At 62.7% G+C, this 20,761-nt stretch carries 24 protein-coding genes; 16 read left to right on the top strand and 8 right to left on the bottom strand.

What is annotated here, in order from left to right:
- Nucleotides 1-157: 157 nt before the first annotated feature.
- The 5 genes from C493_RS14135 to C493_RS14155 all read right to left on the bottom strand — a co-directional run bounded on the left by C493_RS14135 (nucleotide 158) and on the right by C493_RS14155 (nucleotide 3,345).
- Nucleotides 158-844, bottom strand: coding sequence for a twin-arginine translocation signal domain-containing protein (locus C493_RS14135; RefSeq protein ID WP_007260137.1), 687 nt, complete (start codon nucleotides 842-844; stop codon nucleotides 158-160).
- Nucleotides 845-990: 146 nt separating this feature from the next.
- A complete protein-coding gene (locus C493_RS14140) occupies nucleotides 991-1,296 on the bottom strand; it encodes a HalOD1 output domain-containing protein (RefSeq protein WP_007260138.1) in 306 nt (101 codons plus the stop codon).
- 322 nt (nucleotides 1,297-1,618) lie between these two features.
- Nucleotides 1,619-2,092, bottom strand: coding sequence for a DUF7500 family protein (locus C493_RS14145; protein WP_007260139.1), 474 nt, complete (start codon nucleotides 2,090-2,092; stop codon nucleotides 1,619-1,621).
- 50 nt (nucleotides 2,093-2,142) lie between these two features.
- The gene (locus C493_RS14150; protein ID WP_007260140.1) at nucleotides 2,143-2,733 is read right to left on the bottom strand and encodes an archaellin/type IV pilin N-terminal domain-containing protein; all 591 of its coding nucleotides are present in this window, start codon (nucleotides 2,731-2,733) and stop codon (nucleotides 2,143-2,145) included.
- 6 nt (nucleotides 2,734-2,739) lie between these two features.
- Nucleotides 2,740-3,345, bottom strand: a complete 606-nt coding sequence (locus C493_RS14155) for an archaellin/type IV pilin N-terminal domain-containing protein (protein ID WP_007260141.1) — start codon at nucleotides 3,343-3,345, stop codon at nucleotides 2,740-2,742.
- A 353-nt stretch (nucleotides 3,346-3,698) separates the two neighbouring features.
- Here C493_RS14155 and C493_RS14160 point away from each other — a divergent pair, with 353 nt between their 5' ends.
- The 9 genes from C493_RS14160 (at nucleotide 3,699) to C493_RS14200 (ending at nucleotide 11,695) form a co-directional block, all read left to right on the top strand.
- Nucleotides 3,699-3,902 (top strand): hypothetical protein, encoded by a 204-nt coding sequence (locus C493_RS14160; protein ID WP_007260142.1) that lies wholly within the window; start codon nucleotides 3,699-3,701, stop codon nucleotides 3,900-3,902.
- A 4-nt stretch (nucleotides 3,903-3,906) separates the two neighbouring features.
- A complete protein-coding gene (locus tag C493_RS14165; RefSeq protein ID WP_007260143.1) occupies nucleotides 3,907-5,139 on the top strand; it encodes a FlaD/FlaE family flagellar protein in 1,233 nt (410 codons plus the stop codon).
- 23 nt (nucleotides 5,140-5,162) lie between these two features.
- On the top strand, nucleotides 5,163-5,618 hold the full coding sequence (locus tag C493_RS14170) for a flagellin (protein ID WP_007260144.1): 456 nt from the start codon (nucleotides 5,163-5,165) through the stop codon (nucleotides 5,616-5,618).
- Entirely contained in the window at nucleotides 5,608-6,090 is a 483-nt protein-coding gene (locus tag C493_RS14175) for a flagellin (RefSeq protein ID WP_007260145.1), read from the top strand. The genes C493_RS14170 and C493_RS14175 overlap by 11 nt, the downstream gene beginning before the upstream one ends.
- On the top strand, nucleotides 6,083-6,811 hold the full coding sequence (locus C493_RS14180) for an ATPase domain-containing protein (protein ID WP_007260146.1): 729 nt from the start codon (nucleotides 6,083-6,085) through the stop codon (nucleotides 6,809-6,811). The genes C493_RS14175 and C493_RS14180 overlap by 8 nt, the downstream gene beginning before the upstream one ends.
- A 3-nt stretch (nucleotides 6,812-6,814) precedes the next feature.
- Nucleotides 6,815-8,494, top strand: a complete 1,680-nt coding sequence (locus C493_RS14185) for a type II/IV secretion system ATPase subunit (RefSeq protein WP_007260147.1) — start codon at nucleotides 6,815-6,817, stop codon at nucleotides 8,492-8,494.
- A 25-nt stretch (nucleotides 8,495-8,519) separates the two neighbouring features.
- Nucleotides 8,520-10,277 carry an archaellar assembly protein FlaJ gene (gene flaJ / locus C493_RS14190; RefSeq protein WP_007260148.1) on the top strand — a complete coding sequence of 586 codons (1,758 nt, stop codon included), beginning with the start codon at nucleotides 8,520-8,522 and terminating at the stop codon, nucleotides 10,275-10,277.
- A 127-nt stretch (nucleotides 10,278-10,404) separates the two neighbouring features.
- Complete coding sequence (locus tag C493_RS14195) at nucleotides 10,405-10,863, top strand: FlaD/FlaE family flagellar protein (protein ID WP_007260149.1); 459 nt, start codon at nucleotides 10,405-10,407, stop codon at nucleotides 10,861-10,863.
- A gap of 331 nt (nucleotides 10,864-11,194) precedes the next feature.
- Nucleotides 11,195-11,695 carry a helix-turn-helix transcriptional regulator gene (locus tag C493_RS14200; RefSeq protein ID WP_007260150.1) on the top strand — a complete coding sequence of 167 codons (501 nt, stop codon included), beginning with the start codon at nucleotides 11,195-11,197 and terminating at the stop codon, nucleotides 11,693-11,695.
- Between the two features lie 336 nt (nucleotides 11,696-12,031).
- On the opposite strand, the gene C493_RS14205 is transcribed toward C493_RS14200, so the two are convergent.
- Nucleotides 12,032-12,469, bottom strand: a complete 438-nt coding sequence (locus tag C493_RS14205; RefSeq protein ID WP_049889377.1) for a DUF7112 family protein — start codon at nucleotides 12,467-12,469, stop codon at nucleotides 12,032-12,034.
- 21 nt (nucleotides 12,470-12,490) lie between these two features.
- Nucleotides 12,491-12,895 (bottom strand): 30S ribosomal protein S6e, encoded by a 405-nt coding sequence (locus C493_RS14210; protein ID WP_007260152.1) that lies wholly within the window; start codon nucleotides 12,893-12,895, stop codon nucleotides 12,491-12,493.
- A gap of 381 nt (nucleotides 12,896-13,276) precedes the next feature.
- On the opposite strand from C493_RS14210, the gene C493_RS14215 reads away from it, so the two are divergent.
- The 5 genes from C493_RS14215 to C493_RS14235 all read left to right on the top strand — a co-directional run bounded on the left by C493_RS14215 (nucleotide 13,277) and on the right by C493_RS14235 (nucleotide 16,288).
- On the top strand, nucleotides 13,277-13,561 hold the full coding sequence (locus C493_RS14215) for a hypothetical protein (protein ID WP_007260153.1): 285 nt from the start codon (nucleotides 13,277-13,279) through the stop codon (nucleotides 13,559-13,561).
- 56 nt (nucleotides 13,562-13,617) lie between these two features.
- The gene (locus C493_RS14220; protein WP_007260154.1) at nucleotides 13,618-14,319 is read left to right on the top strand and encodes a TetR/AcrR family transcriptional regulator; all 702 of its coding nucleotides are present in this window, start codon (nucleotides 13,618-13,620) and stop codon (nucleotides 14,317-14,319) included.
- A gap of 42 nt (nucleotides 14,320-14,361) precedes the next feature.
- Nucleotides 14,362-15,423, top strand: coding sequence for a hypothetical protein (locus C493_RS14225; RefSeq protein ID WP_007260155.1), 1,062 nt, complete (start codon nucleotides 14,362-14,364; stop codon nucleotides 15,421-15,423).
- A gap of 7 nt (nucleotides 15,424-15,430) precedes the next feature.
- Nucleotides 15,431-15,775, top strand: coding sequence for a hypothetical protein (locus tag C493_RS14230; RefSeq protein WP_049889385.1), 345 nt, complete (start codon nucleotides 15,431-15,433; stop codon nucleotides 15,773-15,775).
- Between the two features lie 84 nt (nucleotides 15,776-15,859).
- Nucleotides 15,860-16,288, top strand: coding sequence for a hypothetical protein (locus C493_RS14235; protein WP_007260157.1), 429 nt, complete (start codon nucleotides 15,860-15,862; stop codon nucleotides 16,286-16,288).
- A 58-nt stretch (nucleotides 16,289-16,346) separates the two neighbouring features.
- Here C493_RS14235 and C493_RS14240 read toward each other — a convergent pair whose 3' ends face one another.
- On the bottom strand, nucleotides 16,347-17,753 hold the full coding sequence (locus C493_RS14240; protein ID WP_049889378.1) for an APC family permease: 1,407 nt from the start codon (nucleotides 17,751-17,753) through the stop codon (nucleotides 16,347-16,349).
- A 340-nt stretch (nucleotides 17,754-18,093) separates the two neighbouring features.
- Between C493_RS14240 and C493_RS14245 the strand changes: the two genes are divergently transcribed.
- Both C493_RS14245 and C493_RS14250 read left to right on the top strand, forming a co-directional pair.
- Nucleotides 18,094-19,464 carry an aspartate aminotransferase family protein gene (locus C493_RS14245; protein ID WP_007260159.1) on the top strand — a complete coding sequence of 457 codons (1,371 nt, stop codon included), beginning with the start codon at nucleotides 18,094-18,096 and terminating at the stop codon, nucleotides 19,462-19,464.
- Nucleotides 19,464-20,627 carry an acyl-CoA dehydrogenase family protein gene (locus tag C493_RS14250; RefSeq protein WP_007260160.1) on the top strand — a complete coding sequence of 388 codons (1,164 nt, stop codon included), beginning with the start codon at nucleotides 19,464-19,466 and terminating at the stop codon, nucleotides 20,625-20,627. Before C493_RS14245 ends, C493_RS14250 begins: the two co-directional genes overlap by 1 nt.
- The last annotated feature ends 134 nt before the right edge of the window (nucleotides 20,628-20,761 follow it).

Here is a 20,761-nt window from a genome sequence, read left to right on the forward strand (position 1 = left end):
CATCTACTGGCCGTCTCGTTCGGAACGAGTCTCCACCTGATCTCGACTGTAGGCACGTTCTCCGATATCGAGTTGACGGGCACAGAAACGGAACCGATCGCCCACCCCTCGTCGAACGACGGGCGGAACGACTCCGGTCCAGACCAGTTCGGTTCGATCAGGTATCGTCGGTCTCGTTCTCGAGTTCGAGCGGTTCGTCCTCGAGGTCGTCGTTGTCGAATTCTTCGTCGCCGTCGTCACCGTCACCGTAGACCTTCGAGTTCATGATGTTGGTCCAGATAATGATCGCGCCCATATCGTCGTCGTCGTCGGCCTCCGTGACGTTTTCGTCGTCGGGCGTTTCGTTGCCGGCGTCGACCTCGACGTCCTCGTCTCCATCGTCGTCCACCTCCCCGTCGGTGTACGCGGCGTCGTAGTCGTGGATCCACTCCGAGTTGATCCCCCAGCCGTGAGCCTGGCCGTCGAACGGATTCTCGATCTCGGTGTAGAGAAATTCGACGTCCGAGCCGCGGTGGATCAGCGCCTGTCGGTAGACCTGGTAGGCCGTCATAATCTCGTCGTCGGACTCCTCGACCGTTTCGGCCTCGGAGCGGTAGGTCAGATAGAGTTCGTCGTCGTCGTACAGGAGTTCGGTAACCTCGATACCGTTCTCTTCGAGGAAGTAGTAGAATTCCTCGGGGGATCCCTCGCGGGGTTCGGACGGCGCTTCGGGCTCGATCTCGGTCGCCGACGAGGTGCCGACGAGCGAGCCGAGACAGCCGGCGGTCGCGACGGCCGCAACCGTTCCGGCGGCGGCGCCGAGGAAGTGACGCCGCGACGGACGCTCTGGAGAGTTGCGTGACATACCGTTCAGTCGCCGCGGTACTCGTAAAAACATCCGGACGATATCGAACGGTGAGTCGTGATCGAACGGCGCTCCGATCGCGTCGCGGCGACGTGACCGTATCACGACGGCCCGGAACTGATGCGGCCGTCATCGACGTATCACCGTCACACCAGCGTGGATTCGGCCTCGTGGACGTAGACCGTTCCGTCCCGCCTGACGACAACGCCGTACTCGTCGACGGCGAACTCGACGGCGACGTCGGCACCACACCGGTCGGCGTGCTCGAGCAACGCAGCGAGCGCCTCGGGATCGACGCGTTCGTAGAGGGGCTCGAGTTCCGCACTCGAATGCCCGTCGATCGCCGTCAACGCCCGGACGACCACCTCGAGGACCGACTCGTCTGGGTATCGCTGGACTCGCGTCACGATCGCGTCGTCGGCGAGCGGGATGGAGTGGGCTGAACGATCCATACCCGACGTTCTCCCCGTCTCCGGATTAGCTTGATTCCAAAAGATATTGGAACAGAAGATAGTATCGATACTTGTTTAATCGCCGTTCGACGCTTCTCTCGCCGGTTTTGGTGCGATGCCTACCGCAGCGATCGAAATTGCCGGCAATATGCAGATCTGATTAGCAATAGATATCGATCGGCAGCTCGCGGTGCAGCGGTGTCGCTCAGTGTAGTGGTGACACCCGCGTCGCGAAAACGGCGGAGCACCCAGCTCCGCCGAGAGCGAACCACGCCGGATTCCTGTATTCCCACTCCGTGGCGTGTGTCCGACGGTCGACGGCTCAGACCTCGAGATCGGACGCGGCCAGCATAACCTGCAGCGCCTCTTCGGGCGACACGTCGTCGTCGAGCTGGTCTGCGTACCAGGTCAGGAGGTCGACGAACACCTCGCGAACGTCGTTCGACGTTGCGTAGTGGTGTGCGATCTCCCCGTCGGTCTTCAACGTGATATCGACCCCGTGCGGTTCGGGGGCGGCGGCGAGGCCGTCCGTCGCGCGTGCGCGGTCGAATTGATCCTGATCCGACTCGAGTCGCGTCGGGCGACTCGCGTCGTCGGTCGCCGTCTCGGTATCGACGTCGGCGTCGATCACCGAAGACGCCGCCGCCGCCGCAGCCGACTCGCTCGAGTCGTCCCGGTCCATCCGTTCCGGACGGACGAGATAGCGGTTCTCACCCAGCGCGTCGACGCGATCGTCGGTCAACTGCAACTCGTCGGGGGCGAGGACGCCGTCATCGTCTGTCGGTTCCGGGGTCATGGTTCTGCGTTGTGCCTCGAGCGAGAGGGTTGTGAGTCTATGGGTTCGCGTTAGACTTCGACAACCGTTCGGTCGTCGATCGTCGACGGCACGCTCACACCGTAGCTGAACTGTGCACCGGACTGGTCGACGAGACGGATCGTTGCGCTATCGCCGCCTCCAAGACCATCTTCTTCCAGAGCATCAACGTCAATTACAACTGCGACGCGGTCTTCAGCATTTGTCAGTGAGCCACTGTTGGTTCCGTATACGCTGTGCGTTGCGAATTCACTGTCATCAGCTTCGTTGTTCTCGGCATCATATGTCAGAGTTTCATCAACAGACGAGCTCGTGTACTGAACAGTCATTGACTCAAGATCAATGACATCAGAGCCAGCGGACTTCATGACCGTTAGGTTAAGTTCACTGATGTTGTCCTCTGGTGAGTCTTTCTCTCCAACAGCGTGCACTACCTCAATCTGATTCGCGACTTGTTCTTGCGTTTCGGAACCAGTATCAGAGGCTTGACTCTGCAGGTCTCCAGCTGTGTTAATCAGTACGCCCGCTGCAATTGCGGCAACAAGCACCATTGCAATGAATACAATGAGAGTACCGATACCTACCTGACCACGTTCGTCGTTATCTGTTATAGTTTCGAACATTATACATTAGACCTCCACAACTTCGTAATCGTCGATCGTCGAGGGCACGCTCACACCGTAGCTGAACTGTGCACCGGACTGATCAACGAGACGTACAGTTGCACTCTCACCGCCTTCGAGACCATCCTCGTCACCAACCTCTAAGCCTTCAGCCGAAAGATCGAGAGAGAGTTTGACTCTGTCTTCACTGTTAGTAAGTGAGTTCTCGTCACCAACGATTTCTTCAGTAGTGAATTCACCGTCAGCGTCACTTTCCGATTCACTGTGTGCAAGTGTAAGATCATCGTGTGCACCAGTGAACTGGACCGTCATCGATTGCAAGTCAATAACATCCGATCCAGCCGACTTCATCAGTGTGAAATTGAGTTGGTCGACAACAGCGGTATCCTGACTGTCATCTACGCTGCCAGTCGCGTGAACGACCTCAATCTGGTTCGCAACCTGCTCCTGCGTTTCGGATCCGGTATCGGAGGCCTGACTCTGCAGATCTCCGGCCGTATTGATCAGTACACCTGCCGCGATCGCTGCGACCAGCACCATCGCGATAAACACGATGAGGGTACCGATACCCACCTGACCGCGTTCGTCGTTGTCTGTTATAGTTTCGAACATAGTGCGTACACCCTGCGTGCCGTCGTCGCCAGCGCCGCGTCGTCACGCGTTCGCGTGAGACGCTCGAGATGGCCGTCCCCTCGGACGGCGACCGCCGACTCGACGAGCCGAGCCCGTCGCTCCCGCGATGGGCGTGGCGACGGGACAGCGGTTGCGTCCCGTCGAAGGTCGGCGTGTGGCGACGTCGTTGGCATCACAGTATCTGGGGATGCACCCCGGTCGGCACAATGAATAGTTAGACTATCAAGCTCCGTACCATTTCAGACGGCGTATCGAAACTCGACTCACGGTTCGAAACGCGGACCGAACTCGAGGCTAGACCTTTAGGACCCTACTCTCTACAGTGGAGTAGCATGAGTCTGCGACGTGTCCCCGGGGAAGCGCCGCCCGTTTTCGTCGGCGCAGCCGAGCCGGCGTCCGCACTCGAGTCGCGTGTCGGGACGGGCGGGTGTCTCACCGTCTCGTTCGACCGCGACCGCGATTTCGACTTCGATTTCGACCTCGAGTGCGAGCCCGACGAACGCGCCGGCCAACGACGGATCGGTGTAGGTGCCTAACGCGATGAATTTCGGACTCGCAACCTTCCGCGAACTCATCGAAGATTTCCTCACGAACAGCGGCGGCCGACGCGGGAACGACCGCGAGGCGCGACGGAACAGCGACGAGTTCGACGGCGAGGCCGCGTCCGAGACCGACCTCGGCGACGGCACCGACGGCGACGAGTCGTCGGGATCGAGCCTCAACATGAACGCCGACGCGATAAGCGCGGCCGCCGAGGACGAAGACGACGACGACGATGACGACGACGGCAGCGGCGGCGGTGGCTTCTTCAGCCGGGGCTCGAAGAGCGACGACGACATCGACGACCTCCACTACCGAATCGAAGAACTCGAGGAGGAACTCGAGGACAAGAAATCGGAGCTGGGATCGGTACAGGACTCCCAGCAACACGTCGCCGATCAGGTCGAAGAGGTCAACGAACGCGTCCAGCAGCTGGTCGGGATGTACGACCAGGTGACCGACAACGTGAACCCGTTCACCGGAGAGGGCGAGGCCCAGAACGGCTTCGGCGTCTTCGGCGAGGACGAGATGGCCGCCGAGGACGGCCCCGAGGACGACGCCGAACTCGGCGCCGGCATTCAGGCCGCCGTCGAGGCGACGGAGGAAGACGAGACGGTCTCGTTCAGCGATCTCAAGGGCGTGATCGAGGACGCGGCGGCCGCCCAATCCGAAGGCGGCGAGACGATCACGTTCGACGAGGACGACGCGGCCGACGACACCCGCGTCGAGGTGCAGGCGACCGAGAGCGTCGACGGGAGCGACGATGCGTCCGACGACGCTCGAGCGCAGGCGGACGCCGACGCGGCCGATGGCGAGGAGGGGACGACCGACGACGACTCGACCGACGTGACCCTCACCGGGCTCGCAGACACGTACGCGACGGACATCATCGTCTTCGAGTGGCTCACCCAGTTGGTTCGGACGGGCGGCTCGGCCGCGACGCTGCGGGCGATCTCCTACTACGCCGAGATCGGCTGGATCAACGACGACGTCAAGGAGCACCTCGAGCACGTCCTGAGCGGTCCCGACCTCGACATACACGTCGATCCGGGCACGACACCCGAAGAACTAACTGCCGAGGATCACGCCGATAGCTACACGTACATTATGAAGCTCCAGGAGATTCACGAGACGAAACAGGAAGTCGATCCCGACCGGAGCGCGGACGCGGCGTCGCCATCGGCGACCGCGCCGGGACCGACGGCAGAGCCGGAGCCGGAGCCGGAACTGTGATCGACCGCGAGAGGTGACCGGACGTGGGATTCAGTACCAGTGGCGCGACCGCGATCATCTTCGTCGGCGTTCTCATCGCCGTCGGACTCGCCTACCCGGTGGTACAGACGGCCCACGACAACCGGATGACCGCGATCGACGACCGCGACGACCGGATGCTCGACCTTCGGAACGCCGATTTTGCCCTCGAGGAGGCGACCTACGAGGCCGGCGACGAGTCCGGAACGCTCACCGTGACCGCGACCAACACGGGTTCGACGACGCTGTCGGTGCCGGCGACGGATCTCTTGATCGACGGCCAGTACACGGCGCTGTCCGGCGACGACACGCGCGTCGACGGCAGTGTGGACCGCGAGACCTGGCAGCCCGGCGAGGAGCTCTCGATTACGGTCGCAGCCGACGACCACCCCGATCGAATCAAACTCGTGACCGAGCACGGACTCGCGATAACCGAGACGGAGGTAGACGATGTCGAGTGAGTCCGTCTCGACGCTGGTCCTGTTCATCGCGGCGATGCTCGTCGCGGCGGGCGTCGCCGGGACGCTCGTGACGAACGTCAACGATATCAGCGGCTCGATCGAGACCCAGAGCGGCGACGTCAGAGAAAAGATCGACACCGACATCGAGATCATCAGCGATCCGGGAAGCGACGCGGTCTACGACGGCGAGGGGACCGTCTCGATCCTCGTCAAGAACACCGGCGACCGAACGCTCTCCGGCGACGGGAGCGACCTCGACGTTCTGATAAACGGCGAGTACCGCACGAACGGCGAGTTCTCGACCGAACTCCACGGCAGCGACGCGGACTCCTCGGCCTGGCGCAGCGGCGAGGTTCTCGAGATTCGCCTCGACGGAGCGGACCTCGACTCGGGAACCGAGCACCGCATCGCCGTGTTGACCAACGGCGACGACGAGACGTTCGAATTCTACGTCCCATCCACCAATGACTGACTACCACTCCATCGGACTGACCGGGCGAGATCGCGTGAACAACGCCATCGGCGGCGGCTTCCCGACGGGAAGCGTCGTCCTCATCGAGGGCGAAGACGGCGCCGGCAAGAGCGCCCTCTCCCAGCGGTTTTCCTACGGGATGGCGACCGAAGACGCCTACGTAACGTACATCTCGACCGAACTCGAGTCCTGGGAGTTCGTCCAGCAGATGGACTCGCTGTCCTACGACGTCGTCGACTTGCTGTTAAACGAGCAACTGCTGTTCCTCCACGCCGACGTTGACACTCACGACGAGGGGACGAAGCGCCAGTTGCTGGCTCGATTCGCCGGCGCGAAGACGCTCTGGAAGGCCGACGTCGTCTTCGTCGACACCCTCTCGGCGCTGTTGCGCAACGATCCGAACTACGAGGCCGTCATCGACGACGGCAACGAAGACCACGTGATTCAGCGGCTAGTGACGTTCCTCCGGCAGGTGACGATGGCCGACAAGACGGTCGTCCTGACGGTCGACCCGACGAGCGTTCGCGACGACGCGTTGCGCCCGCTGCGGAACGTAGCCGACATCTATTTCCAGATCGAGACGAACACCGTCGGGCAGGAGATCCGCCGGAACATCCTGGTTCGACGATTCCAGAACATGAAGTCGCCGGTCGACGACTCCATCGGCTTCAGCGTCCAGCAGGGACGCGGCATCTCGATCGTCAGCAGGACGGTGGCATAACGCATGGCAGACTTCGGGACCAACCGACTCGAGACCGAACTCGACGCGCTGGCCGACGAGTATCCCCACCTCCGACAACACCTGGAGTGGTTCTACGCGGAGTACGGCGAGTATCCGAAGCTCATCGACGAACCCTCGAGCGAGTGGGAGTCCCACCGGCCGAACGTCATCTACGAGGCGGAGGAACCGATCTTCTGTCACGTCTACGGCGACATGGGGATCAGTACGACCTACTACTGCGTCGAGCCCACCCTCGAGGAGGAAGATCAGGAACTGTACGATCGGATCCGTCGCCGAATCCTCGACCGGAGCGTCACGCGACCGGCGCCCGGCGACAGCGAGGAGTTCGAGGTCCACCTCGACGAACTGCTCGACGACGTCGTCACCGTGAGTTCGGGAATCGCGAGCCAGTCGGTCGGTCGACTGACCTCCTTCGGCTCGAGCAAGATCTCGCTCTCGCAGGATCAGTTCGACCGACTGCGCTATCAGCTCCAGCGCGACATCGTCGGCCTCGGTCCGCTCGAGCCCGTGATGACGGACCCGGCTAACGAGGACATTCACGTCATCGGCCCCAAGCAGTGTTACCTCGACCACGGCACCTACGGGATGATCGAGGCGACCGTCGACTTCGGGGAGCCCGAGGAGTTCGAGCAGTGGCTGCGCAACATGGGCGAGCGGATGAACCCCCCCGTCAGCGACTCCGATCCGGTGATCGACGCGACGCTGCCCGACGGCTCGCGTATCAACATCATCTACTCCGACGACGTCTCCGTCCAGGGCCCCTCGCTGACGATCCGCCAGGGCGAGGACATTCCGCTGTCGGTCTTCCAGATCACGAAGTGGGGAACCCTCAGCCCGGAGCTGGCGGCCTACCTCTGGCTCTGTCTCGAGAACGAGCAGACGGTGTTCGTCGTCGGCGAGACGGCGTCGGGGAAGACGACGACGCTGAACGCCGCCCTCTCGTTTATCCCGCGGGATGCAAAGATCTACACCGCGGAGGACACGGCGGAGGTTATTCCGCCCCACGACACCTGGCAGCAACTGCTCACGCGCGAGGGATCGGGCGACGAGTCGGCGGACGTCGACATGTTCGACCTCGTCGCGGCCGCGCTGCGTTCGCGTCCCGACTACATCATCGTGGGTGAGGTTCGTGGCGCGGAAGGACAGATGGCGTTCCAGGCGGCCCAGACGGGCCACCCCGTCATGCTGACGTTCCACGCCAGCGACATCGTCTCGATGATCCAGCGCTTTACCGGGAACCCGATCAACGTCCCCGAGACGTTCATGGACAACTGCGACGTCGCGCTGTTCCAGAATCGGGTCAAGCAGGGCGACGACGTCCTCCGTCGGGTCACCTCGGTTCAGGAGATCGAAGGCTACTCCGACTACGAGGGCGGGGTCGTCACCCGGCAGGCGTTCAAGTGGGATCCGCGGGACGACGAGGTCGCCTTCACGGGCCGCAACAACTCCTACGTGTTAGAAGAACAGATCGCGACCTTGCTCGGCTACGAGGACACGCGAGAGATCTACGACGAACTCGACCGTCGCGCCGAGATCATCCGCCAGCTCATCGACGCCGACGTGCTCGGCTACCACGAGGTCAACAAGGCGATCTCCGACTTCCAGCGGGACGGGATCGAAGGATTGCCGATCCGGATCAGCGGTATCAACCAGTTCGCCTGACGAACGCGTTCCCTTCACTACGACCATGTCGACGAACACCGACTCTCCGCCGTCGCCCGATATGAGCGCTCGAGCGGTGCTCAAGTCGTTACACAGCGCGTACGCGGAGATGGAGATGTCGACGGGACGGTATCTCCTGCTCGCCATTGCGCCGGCGTTTCTCTTCTTCGTCGTCGCGACGGTCGCGGTGATCGTCATCGGATTCCCGCTGTTCGTCGTCGTCCCCGTGATGCTCCTTGGACTCTTGTTGATGGGCGTCGCCATCATCTACCCGAAGCTGCTGCGAGACCGGAAACGAAAGCAGGTGCGCCAGCGGTTTCACCTCTTTCTGACGCACATCACCGTCCTCTCGATGACGAACATCAACCGCGTGGAGGTGTTCCGGATCCTCGCCGAGGAAGACGAGTACGACGCGATCGCCGAGGAGATGGGCCACCTCGTCGCGCTCGTCGACACCTGGAATCAGAGCCTCGACGACGCCTGCCGTCTGCGGGCCAAACAGACGACGAGTCCGCTGTTGACGGACTTCCTCGAGCGACTGGCGTACACGGTCGGCGGCGGCCAGCAGATCGACGAGTTCCTCATCGACGAACAGGACACGATCATCCAGCAGTTCGTCACGCGCTACGAGGCGGATCTGGCCAAACTCGACGTGATGAAAGAGCTGTACATGTCGATGATGCTCTCGGTCGCGTTCGTTCTCGTGTTCGCGATCGTCCTGCCGATCCTGACCGGCGTCAGTCCGACGCTGCTCATCGGCGGGACGATCGTCATGTTCGCGATCGTTCAGATCGGGTTCGTGTACGCGATCCACGTCGTCGCGCCGTACGACCCGCTCTGGTACATCGAGGAGACGGCGGGAACCGGGCCGCTCTCACGCATCCCTCGAGCGCTCGTGATCGGTGTCGGCGCCAGCATCGTTCTCGCGGCGCTCGTCCTGGTCACACTGCTTGGCTACGTGCCGATCGCGAGCGACCGGATTCCGCTGCCGATCATGGCGGCGATTCCGGTGACGCCGCTGTTGTACCCCGGCTGGAAGATGCGACAGGAAGAAGAGCGCGTCAAGGTGCGAGACGGCGAGTTCCCGAGTTTCATCCGCGCGCTCGGCGCCGTCGAGAGCGTCAAACAGACGTCGACGGGCAGCGTACTGGAGAGTCTGCGAAAGAAGGACTTCGGCGCGTTGACGCCGAACATCGACGCCCTGTACAAACGGCTCAACATGCGGATCGACAACATCCGCTCGTGGCGACTGTTCGCCGCCGAAACCGGCTCCTACCTCATCCAGAAGTTCGGCGACATGTACGTCGTCGGTCGGCAGATGGGCGGCGATCCGCAGGTGCTTGGCAACGTCATCAGCAAGAACCAAAACGAGGTGCTCAAGGTTCGCGAGAAGCGCCAGCAGGCGACGACGACGCTGCTCGGCGTCCTCTACGGCATCACCGCGGCGAGCGTCTTCGCCTTCTTCATCGGCCTCGAGGTCGTCGACATCATGATGGATATCACGACCGAGATGGAGCTCGGCCAGGAAGCCGCGGGCGAGGGAACGGGTGTAAGCGGCGGCAACGTCGCAAACAGCCTCATGCACACCGAGCAGTACAACATCGTCGCCATCGAATACCTGCTCATCGTTACGGTGTTGATCAACGCGATGCTGTCGGCGATCATGATCCGGATCACCGACCGCGGTCACATGATCAGTTCGCTCGTCCACTTCGTCCTCCTGACCTGGCTGGGCGCGATCATCGCGACGGCCACGCAGTACGTCGTCAATTTCGTGATGTGACCCGTCTCCGGCGCCACCGCCTTCCGGCGGGGCGAACGCGAGCGACTCACCGCTCGTAATCGGACGAACCTTCTTGATACTTCCACGACTGCTATCGGTATAGTCCGGAGAGACCGGTCACCCCACCATGTCACGATCGAAACCGTATCTCGAGACGCTCGAACGATCAGCCGGACGAACCGACGCGACCATCCGATGGGCGCGGTTTCTCGGCGAAACGTTCGGAACGACGGGCGCGCTCAACTGCCTGCGCTACTACGAGGACCTCGGCTGGATCAGCCCGCTCGTCCGCGAGCAGATGACCTCGTATCTCCGCGGCCTCTCGCTCGGCGAGATTCACAACAAGCGCTACGACGAACCGACCTCCCTCGAGTATCCCCTCGAATCGCTCAGCGGAACGCTGTTTAGCGCCCACGCCCAGAGCCTCGAGTACATCGCCACCATTCGCGGCGACGACCTCGAGGAACACGTTATGATCGCGCGCATGGCAGAACGGCGAGTCGAACGCCGGATCGACGATCAAGAGGAGTCCGACGAACCGGACGAGATGGTGAGCGTCATCCGCGACGAATCACCGAGCTACTGATCATTCATTGGTGGGGATGGCCATAACACTTATCGGACTGAATCCATGGGTCGTATATATTTCAGAATAAGAACTATGTGCCCCTATATGGTTGAAGAATTGTGGTTACGAGGTTGATCGTGTTTGGAGCCTCGGTCACCGCTAAACTCTCTTTTTATTTTATAAATCTAGAACGCTTTTAATTATTGAAAACTGTTCTGTTCGGTTCCCTGTTGTTTAATATCTGTTAGTCCCAGGGACTTACTAGTCGTGGTTGGTATCAGTCTTCCGTCGGCAGTGTGTGGCCGACAGGTATCGATACCTTTCACGAACCCCCCACTGGTGATCGTCAATGCGTGAGGAAACCCCCAATACAGAGTCCGTCTTCGACGAACTGTCGAGGGCGGCGACTGCGAACGAACAGTCGGAATCGTACGATATTACCCTCGGAACGACGGCAGAGTCGACCAAGGATATCGAGCGCGAGCTCGACGAACTGATGGAACAGGTCAACGAGGCGCTACCGACCGAGAACGTCCAGTTCGACGAGGCGATAATCAAAGAGAATCTGGACGAGATCCTGCTGATGCTCATTGCCTTGCACGAGGAGACGCACGGAAAGGAGCTCCTGTCGGATCTGACCCATCTCTTCGGCGCCCAGCTCAGCCCGGGCACCGTCTATCCGAGCCTGCACAACCTGGAAGAAGAGGACGTGCTCTCGATGCACGCGAAGGTTCGGACCAAAGAGTACTCCATCGCCGACGAAGAGTACGTTCGAGCGAACGTCGAGCGAACGATGGTCCAGCATCTGGCGTTCGGTCTCCTGCTGTACGCGTTTCTCCCACGGCTCTGAGAGCGCTCGCGAGACAACTCGCGGCATCGCGCCTTCGGTTATCGTCGGTCACACGCCACGACCGAGAGATTGCGTTCACTTCTTTGTGCCCGTGGATCAATACGTCATCGCCGCCAGCACCCGCTATCAGCCAGCAACGACCATGTCTGAGATACCGACTCTCCAACAGTCGCTCGCTCGCGTCTCGAGTCGCGACGAACCACAACGAGTCACGACGAGCCGCACTCGAGTTCCCGTCGGCTCCATCGCTACTGGCTCGTGTCTGGGGCCACTACAGGCGCTCTCGAACCGCTTCGTAGCCTCGAGCCGGCGCAGGTGTTACCGGTGTCTTGCCCGCTACTGATCTTCGAGATCCTTCGCGATATCGCTCAAGCTCTCGCTTGGCGGCTCTCGAGCGTCGTAGAAGGTCGTCTCGCCCGGTTCGCGAAGTCCGTAGAGAAACTCGGGTTCGATGACGTCGATGAGGACCGATCCGCCCGCCGCGACGTCGTGGGCGTCGGTCCACTCGAGGAGTCGGTCGGTCGCGCCGCTCGGATCGCGGGCTGCGTCCGGCGTGTCGTAGACGCCCGGAACGAATCGATCCTCGCCGGTCAGCGCTCGCTCGATGCGACCGAACAGTTCGTCACCGTCGCAGACGATTCGGACGACCTCATCGGTCGGAAACGCCTCGCGGTCGTCGGCCGGCACCTCGAGTCGAACGCCGGTTGCTGTCTCCGCACACGTGGCCCGGACCGTCTGCACTGACGGGTGGTCACTCGGGATTCGATCTGCCATGACAATGAAAACGGGGCGTCGTTACTCGTCGTCCTCGGCGTCGCCCTCACCGAGCAGTTCGTCGACGTCGGCGCTGCCGCGCTCGACGATCGAGGCGTTGATCTGGGCCACCGCGTCCGAGACCTCGCTGCCGCGGACCGTGATCCGGCGTCGCTCGCCGTCGCGGGCCGGCTTGTAGCCCGTCTGGCGGCCCTGCATCAGGACTTCCTTCAGGTTCGCGCCCGCGACGTCGGAGTTGAGCGGGCGGCCGGCGTCGTCGGAGCCGCCGGTGATCTCGAGCGTGTAGCCGTCGAGGCCAACGGCGCCACCGTCGACTTCCTCGCCGATCGATTTGCCGATGAATCGGTTCGCATCCTGTGCTTCCGCCTCGAGCTGGTAGGACGACCCGGAGTCTGGGTCGCCGACGACGACAGTGAAACTTGCCATACCCGACGAAAGCGCGTCGTCGCTCAAAAGAACATCGATCACGACCCAACTTTTGCGCTGCGGGCCACCGAAGGTGGCCCTCGGCAAAACTTGGATGAAAAGCGCTCCTCCCTCCGTGTCAGGCGCTCGAGAGCGCCTTTCACATCGGTCGTCGGCCCACTCGTTCGGCCTTCGGCCTCACTCGTGGTGAAATTACGGGTACTGGCCTGCCCTCCCCCGGGTCGGACGGCTCTCGCGTTGCTCGAGCCGTCCTCTCGGCCACTACGATCGACCACTGTCTCCGTTCTGATCGGGGTGTTCGAAATCGTCTCGTCTTTCTCGAGTCGCTCCGCTATCGCTGGTGCTCGAAGAGTAAAGTAGGTCGGCGACCTACGTTCGGTCGTGTTCATCGATCCCGGGCGACTCGAGGTGCGGCTGCGCGACGAGTTCGGCGGCACGATGGGCCAGTCCCGCGTCGTCGTCCGGCAGGCCGTCGACCTCGCCGACTCCGGCCAGTACGAGGACGACGTCGGCGCGACGCTGACGAACGACGTCGTCGTCGAGGAGCTGTCGGACGCCCCCGAGGGGCCGCCGACCGATCGCTGGAACTGGTGGATCGGCTCGCTCGAACTCGCCTACGGCGGCTACGGCCAGTTCGGAATCAGACGGTATCGAACCGAAGAGTGACGATCGACCGGTCGAACCGAAACGACTTTTGCTCGTTCTAGCTGACTACTCGGTCAGTGACCAGTCCCGACATTCGCGACGCGATCATGCGCGCGACGTACGAAGCGCTCTGTGAGGAGGGGTACAGCGATCTCACCGCACAGGCGATCGCGGACCGAACGGAGCGGAGCAAGTCCGCGCTGTTCTATCACTACGACTCGCTCGAGTCGCTCGTCGCCGACTTCGTCGAGTACCTGATCGAGGGATTCGACGCGCGAATCGAGCAGACGCGCGACCGGCCGGCGCTCGAGCGCCTCGCGATGTTCGTCGACTGGTTTCTCTCCGAGCCGGAGGACGAACACCTCGGCTTTCATACGGCACTGCTCGAGCTCCGCGCGCAAGCGCCGTACAACGACGTCTATCGCGAGCAGCTTCGCAAGAGCGACGATCGGCTCCGCGCAGCCCTCGAGGACATCCTCGAGGACGGAATCGAGGAGGAGGTGTTCCGAGACCACGATTCGGAGTCGGTCGCCGCCCTGTTGCTCGCGACGTTCGACGGCGCGCGGATTCGACAGGTTACGCTCGATCGCGACGAATACCTCGAGACGGTCGAAGCGGGCGCCACCGAGCGAATACTTGCGGACCTGCTCGCACCGGGCGTCGAGTTCCCTACCGACGTCGACACCGAGTTCCCCGCCGACGATCGACTACTCGAGGACGACGAGTCAGCAATTGGATCGGAATCGAACGCGGACGAAAACGGAGCGTCCTCCGGATGATTGCGCATCGTTCGCCGGATGCGATCCGCATGAGGTGATTCGATGACTCGACACGACATCGCCGACGCCGTTCGGGACGACCGGCCAGCACAGATCGCGGACTCGCTGTCCGGGCTTGCACCGACGGTCCGAACCGTCGCCTCCGCGTCGCTTCCGCGGTGGGATCGGTCGCTTCCCGTCGCGCTGTGTACGGCCGCCGGTACGGTCGGTTTCGAGGCCGTCGACCGCGACGATCCGACGCGCCCGGGTCCGACCAGCGTCGAACACCTGCTCGAGCCCGTGGCCGGCGCGACCGCGCTCCTCGAGGGATACGTCCGACTTCGACTCGCACTGGTTGTTGGCGATGACGACGGCGATACCGATACTGCTGTCCGAGACGGATCGACGGCGCTGGCGGCGTCTCGATCGGACTGGCTTCCCCCGCTGCTCGAGCGGATTCAATCGCCGACCGACCGCGATACGGCCATTCTGGCGAGCGACCACCTCCACGCCAGCGCGTATACGATGATCGCCGACGCCCCCGTTTCCGACCGGACTCGCCTCGATCTGTACCGCGCGCTGACGTCGGGATCGACGGCGCTCGCTCGAGGCTGTCTTCGAGGGGACGGAGACGGGGGCGGCGTCGGCGACATCGACGTCGACGGAGACCGGTCCAGTTCGAGCCCGAAACAGCGTGGCGAGTCTCGAACGCCGGACGTGATCGGCGTCGAAGCGACGCTCGCGAAAACGGCCGGCCGACTCGGGGCTGCGGTCGTCGGCGCGCCGGCCGAAACACGGACGGCGCTCGGAACCTATAGTCACGCACTGATGAGCGCACTCGCCTCATGGACGGCCGTCGAAACCACCGTCAGCCACCGATCGGACGCCGTCGAGGCCCTCGTCGGCGAGCCGACTCGAGAGTCGGGCACGGCAAACCGCGAGACGGCCGACGCCGAGGTGGACCCGCTCGTCGAACGCCACCTCGAGCGCGCTCGCGATGCGATCGCCTCACTCGCCGATGCGATCGGAACCGATGCACCGGCGGCCGAGGAGCGAGCGACCGACCCGGCGCCGCTCGAGCGCCTCGAGCGCGCGACGCGGCTGTCGGGTGGCCGACGAGGGTGACCCACCGATGAGTGACCTCTCGAGACCGATCTGGCCGGCCTATCCCCTGTCGGTGTTCGTCGCCGGACTGGGACACTGCTATCTCGGCGAGTGGAAACGCGGGGCGATCTGGTTCGGGCTCTACGTGCTCGCGCTCGCCTTCCTCTCCGCGCGGACGCTGTCGGGCGCGTTCGATCTGAGCGAACCCTTCCTGGTGACCGCGCTCCAGTTCGAGTCCGTCAGTTACGTCGACGTCGCGATCCCGCTTGCGATCATGGTGAGTTGTCTCCTCGACGTCTACCTCATCGGTCTCACGAAACGGCCCGGCTCGATCGCGGCCGCATCGAACGACGCACACTCGAACGGCTCCTGATCCGAGTCGTTGCGTCTTCGAACCGGTAGCCCCCTGTTGGGGCAGCCTGGGTGACTTTTTGTGCGTGTACCCCGAACAACACGTATGGCACGCCTCGGACCACTCCTCTTGAAGGGCGTCGGCGCCCTCGTCCTCGCGGTGATCGTCCTCAGTGTAATCGCGACGATTATCGGGATCGTCTTCTCGATCGTCGCCACCGTCGTCGCGGCGGCCATCACCCTGGCAGTCATCGCCGGCCTCGTGTTCGCCGCGTACGGACTCGTCTCGTTTCTCGGCAGCGACGATGAGGCCGACGGGGTCGGCAGCGACGCGTACCGCACCGACACAGCGAGCACTGAGGCGTCTGCAGACGCCTCGTCGACACCGGCTTCGCTTCAGTCGAAGTACGTCGAAGGGGAACTCACTGAGGCCGAGTTCGAACGCGAACTCGATCGTCTCTTCGACGGGGACGGGAGCGAGATGAAAGACGACGTCGAGACCGGTCGGTCGCGCCATCGACACAGAGAACGATAGCGGAGACGAACGGAAACAGAAGTTCGGGTGCGGTCTCGAGTCTGTCGTGAACCGGCTGTCAATCGTCCAGTGCCTCTATTCTGCTCACCACTTCGTCTGCCGTTTCGACCGACGTATCGCCCGAGAGTGCGTACAGTACGAGACCGAGGACACACCATCCGAGGACGATGAGCCACTCGTAGGGCCACAGCAGTGCCGATTGACCGCCCGGCAGATAGAGTGTGATGAAAATCGCCGTCGCCACGAAGCCGAGGATCCCGACGACGGATCCCCCCGGGACTTTGTACGGCCGGTCCATGTCGGGTTCACGATAGCGCAGGACCAGGAACGAGACGGGGACGATGAACCAGGCGACGACGATGCCGAGTCCGCCCGCGTTGACGATCCACGTGAGCATCTGGTGGCCGAAAAACGGTGCGAGCGCGGACAGACCGCCGATCAGCAGGATTGCGTTGCTCGGGGTATTGTGTTCCGGGTGGACCTTCGAGAGCGTCTTTGGCAACATTCCGGACTCAGCGAGAGCAAAGAGGGCTCGACTGCCGCCGATGATGAACGCGTTCCAACTCGTGAGAATCCCCGCGATGCCCGCGAGAGCCATGATTTGGCCGGCGGTCGGACTGTTGTACAGCTCGGCCATCGCCGACGCTGCGGGGAGCGAACTCCCGACGAGGGCGCTACCCGAGAGCGCGCGACTCGAGCCCCAGATGACGGCCATATAGAACAGCGCCGCCAATCCAACGGAGAGAACGATCAACAGCCCCAGTGTCCGCGCCGGAATGTCGGCTTCTTCGGCCGACTGCGGGATGACGTCGAAGCCAACGAACATGAACGGCGTCATCAACACGACGGCGAAGATGCCGGCGGTCCCGCCACCGAACGAGCTATCCGGCGACGGTTGCCCGTTCGTAATCGCCCCGGCGATCAGGACGACGCCGGCGAACGCGATAACGACGGTCATGATTATCTGGAACTGTGCGGCGATCCGGATTCCGATGTAGTTCAGGTACGTAATCCCGAGCGTGCCGAGTACGCCGACGACGACCCAGGTCGCGTACACCGGCTCGCCGGCAACGTTCCAGAGCGGGACGGCATCGAAGCCGGGAATGATGAACGCCATCGCGGACGGGAGCGCGACGGCCTCGAACGCGGCAACGGTAACGTACCCGAAGATGATCGCCCAGGTACAGACGAACGAACCGACCGGCCCGAGCGCCCGAAGACTGTAGACGTGTTCACCCCCGACTAACGGCATCGAAGCGGCGAGTTCGCTGTAAATCAGTGCGACGATGCCGACGACGACCGCGCCGCCGAGGAACGCGACGATCGCACCCAGTGGTCCCCCGTCGTTGATCCAATCGCCAGCGAGGATGATCCATCCCCACCCGATCATCGCGCCGAACGCCAGAATGAGCATCTCTTTTCTTCCCAGTGCCTTCTCGAGGCCGCTCTGTGTGGTCTCTGACATGGTTTCTCTTGTGATTGCGTAGCATATATCGCATAAATACGATTGCTCTTATATCTTCCGTACATTTTGCACTAGTTCCAGCATCAAACCAGATTATTGGCTAATATCCAATCTATATACACCATATTGTATGGACTACAGATTTGTGCAGCTGGTCGTGGTACTGTTAGTAAGTGGCAACCGTGGTCACTCGAAAGCGCTGTTCGAGTACCGTTTCTCGGGCGGTCGCTTACGGCTTGTTAGATATTATCCAATATAAAATTCTATATTGGATGTAATGCTACTATGGGCGATACAGTAGGATCCAAACCAATATATTCCTGGAGTGTGATTATGACCCATGGCCGTAGGCCCATCGATCGGCGACCTTCACTTCGCGACCGAACCATCGGTCGACGAGGTGCCGGGACCGAACTCACGGCGACTACTGAAGCGACAACGAGAGATCGACAGCAACGCAGTGGCGTATCCGCGCCGAGTCCCCATCGCGCTCGAGGAGGCGCGAGGGGCGACGGTTCGTGACGTCGACGGAAACACCTTCCTCGACTTCTTTGCGGGGATCGGCGTTCTGAACGTCGGTCACTCCAACCCCTACGTCCTCGAGGGAACGCAGGAGCAACTCGAGTCGGTCGCACACACGATCGATTTCCCGACCGAGGCGCGAGTCGACCTCATCGAGAAACTGCGAACGATCGCTCCTGGGGGCCTGGCTGGCTCGAGCAACGTCGTGTTCGGCGGCCCGAGCGGGAGCGACGCGATCGAGGGATCGATCAAACTCGCCAAACACAATACGGGTCGCCACGGGCTCTTGGGCTTCGAGGGTGCCTACCACGGGACGACCGCTGGGGCACTCAGTCTCACTGCGGGCAAGAAGTACAAAGCGGGATACGGCCCGCTACTGGCGGATGCCGTTCACGTCCCCTATCCGATGCGGAACGCGGGCGTAGGCGGTCAGGACGCCTGTGAGCGGTGTCTCGACGCCGTCAAGCGGAAGTTCGAGGCGCCCTACGGCGGTCACGAGACGCCAGCCGGCATCTGGGTCGAGCCGATTCAGGGCGAGGGTGGCGTCGTCGTTCCCCCGGAAGGCTTTCTCCAGGGGCTTCGCGATATCGCAGACGACAACGACGCGATGTTGATCGTCGACGAGATTCAGACCGGACTGGGTCGAACCGGCGAGTGGTTCGCGACCGACCACTTCGACATGACCCCTGACGCGATCACGATGGCGAAGGCACTCGGCGGGACCGGACTGCCGATCGGGGCGATGCTCTATCACGAGGAGTTCGATACGTGGGGGCCCGGCGGCCACGTCGGGACCTTCCGCGGCAACGCGCCGGCGATGGTCGGCGGACTGCGAGCGATCGAATACATCGAATCCCACGACCTGCTGTCACACGCGACGACGCTCGGGCAGTACCTCCGCGATCGGCTCCACGAAGTCGCGGAGACGACACCGGAGGTCGTCGACGTACGGGGCAAGGGACTGTTCGTCGGCGCTGAGTTCGTCGACGACGGCGAGCCCGACGCCGATCTGGTCGAGGCGATCCAGACCCGCTGTTACGAAAACGGGCTCCTCGTCTGGAACGCCGGCCGGCACGGAAACGTACTGCGACTGATACCGCCGCTCGTCCTTACCCGTGAACAGGCGGCGGTCGGGATGGATATCCTCTGTAACGCGATTCGAGCGAGTACCGCGGAGGGACGCAACTGATGTTCGACTTCCTCGACCTCGAGTCGGAGCTCACGGACGAAGAACGCCTGATTCGGGACACGGCCCGGGAGTTCGTCGACGAGCGGGTGCGCCCGGACATCGGCGACCACTTCGAGAACGGGACCTTCCCCACCGAGTTGATTCCCGAGATGGGCGACATGGGGTTTTATGCCCCGAACCTCGAGGGGTACGGCTCGCCGAACGTCTCCGAGACGGCGTACGGCCTCCTGATGCGAGAGCTCGAGGCGTGTGACTCGGGGCTGCGCTCGATGGCCTCGGTCCAGGGAGCGCTCGTGATGTATCCGATTCACGCCTACGGGAGCGAAGAGCAGAAAACGGAGTGGCTGCCGAAACTGGGTAGCGGCGAGGCCGTCGGCTGTTTCGGCCTCACGGAGCCCGAACACGGCTCGAACCCGTCGGCGATGGAGACCCGCGCGGAGGAAGACGGCGACGGCTACGTAATAAACGGCTCGAAGACCTGGATCACGAACTCGCCGATCTCGGACGTCGCCGTCGTCTGGGCGCGCGACCAGTCCGACCCCGACGCGCCGGTTCGGGGCTTCCTCGTCGAGACCGACCGCGACGGCGTCACGACCAACAAAATCTCCGAAAAGCTCTCACTGCGGGCTTCAATTACGGGCGAGATCGGGCTGAACGGCGTTCACGTGCCCGAGGAGAACGTTCTCCCCGGCGTCTCCGGGATGAAAGGGCCGCTGTCCTGTCTCACGCAGGCTCGGTTCGGCATCGCCTGGGGTGCCGTCGGCGCCGCGCGCGACTGCTTCGAGGAGGCCCGCCAGTACGCGAAAGATCGCGACCAGTTCGGCGGTCCGATCGGCCGGTTCCAGCTTCAACAGCGCAAGCTCGCGGAGATGGGCACCCAGATCACCCTCGCCCAGCTGCTCGTCTCCCGCCTCACCGAACTGAAAGCACGCGGGGAGCTGCGTCCCCAGCACGTCTCGATGGCCAAGCGAAACAACGTCCGCATGGCCCGCGACCAGTCACGGATCGCCCGCGAGATGCTCGGCGGGAACGGCATCACGACGGACTACTCGCCGATGCGTCACATGGCCAACCTCGAGACGGTCTACACCTACGAGGGCACCCACGACATCCACACCCTCGTCCTCGGCGAGGCGTTCACGGGAATCCCGGCCTACGAATGAGCGGACAGCGGTGGCGGAGACGCCGCCGTCGAGCGCTTCGGTATCGTCGGCTGTCGACGCTGACCGTGCCCGTCGAAACGCGAACCCTCGTCGGCACCCAGTAGCGACGAGCCTGGCGTCCCGGCGACAGGGGA

This window comes from Natronolimnohabitans innermongolicus JCM 12255, from assembly GCF_000337215.1.
Classification (GTDB): Archaea; Halobacteriota; Halobacteria; order Halobacteriales; family Natrialbaceae; genus Natronolimnohabitans; species Natronolimnohabitans innermongolicus.

Coding starts and splice junctions, on each gene's coding strand:
- C493_RS14135 (WP_007260137.1), bottom strand. CDS start 844: ATGTCACGCAACTCTCCAGAGCGTCCGTCGCGGCGTCACTTCCTCGGC.
- C493_RS14140 (WP_007260138.1), bottom strand. CDS start 1,296: ATGGATCGTTCAGCCCACTCCATCCCGCTCGCCGACGACGCGATCGTG.
- C493_RS14145 (WP_007260139.1), bottom strand. CDS start 2,092: ATGACCCCGGAACCGACAGACGATGACGGCGTCCTCGCCCCCGACGAG.
- C493_RS14150 (WP_007260140.1), bottom strand. CDS start 2,733: ATGTTCGAAACTATAACAGATAACGACGAACGTGGTCAGGTAGGTATC.
- C493_RS14155 (WP_007260141.1), bottom strand. CDS start 3,345: ATGTTCGAAACTATAACAGACAACGACGAACGCGGTCAGGTGGGTATC.
- C493_RS14160 (WP_007260142.1), top strand. CDS start 3,699: ATGAGTCTGCGACGTGTCCCCGGGGAAGCGCCGCCCGTTTTCGTCGGC.
- C493_RS14165 (WP_007260143.1), top strand. CDS start 3,907: ATGAATTTCGGACTCGCAACCTTCCGCGAACTCATCGAAGATTTCCTC.
- C493_RS14175 (WP_007260145.1), top strand. CDS start 5,608: ATGTCGAGTGAGTCCGTCTCGACGCTGGTCCTGTTCATCGCGGCGATG.
- C493_RS14180 (WP_007260146.1), top strand. CDS start 6,083: ATGACTGACTACCACTCCATCGGACTGACCGGGCGAGATCGCGTGAAC.
- C493_RS14185 (WP_007260147.1), top strand. CDS start 6,815: ATGGCAGACTTCGGGACCAACCGACTCGAGACCGAACTCGACGCGCTG.
- flaJ (WP_007260148.1), top strand. CDS start 8,520: ATGTCGACGAACACCGACTCTCCGCCGTCGCCCGATATGAGCGCTCGA.
- C493_RS14195 (WP_007260149.1), top strand. CDS start 10,405: ATGTCACGATCGAAACCGTATCTCGAGACGCTCGAACGATCAGCCGGA.
- C493_RS14200 (WP_007260150.1), top strand. CDS start 11,195: ATGCGTGAGGAAACCCCCAATACAGAGTCCGTCTTCGACGAACTGTCG.
- C493_RS14205 (WP_049889377.1), bottom strand. CDS start 12,469: ATGGCAGATCGAATCCCGAGTGACCACCCGTCAGTGCAGACGGTCCGG.
- C493_RS14210 (WP_007260152.1), bottom strand. CDS start 12,895: ATGGCAAGTTTCACTGTCGTCGTCGGCGACCCAGACTCCGGGTCGTCC.
- C493_RS14225 (WP_007260155.1), top strand. CDS start 14,362: ATGACTCGACACGACATCGCCGACGCCGTTCGGGACGACCGGCCAGCA.
- C493_RS14230 (WP_049889385.1), top strand. CDS start 15,431: ATGAGTGACCTCTCGAGACCGATCTGGCCGGCCTATCCCCTGTCGGTG.
- C493_RS14235 (WP_007260157.1), top strand. CDS start 15,860: ATGGCACGCCTCGGACCACTCCTCTTGAAGGGCGTCGGCGCCCTCGTC.
- C493_RS14240 (WP_049889378.1), bottom strand. CDS start 17,753: ATGTCAGAGACCACACAGAGCGGCCTCGAGAAGGCACTGGGAAGAAAA.
- C493_RS14245 (WP_007260159.1), top strand. CDS start 18,094: ATGGCCGTAGGCCCATCGATCGGCGACCTTCACTTCGCGACCGAACCA.
- C493_RS14250 (WP_007260160.1), top strand. CDS start 19,464: ATGTTCGACTTCCTCGACCTCGAGTCGGAGCTCACGGACGAAGAACGC.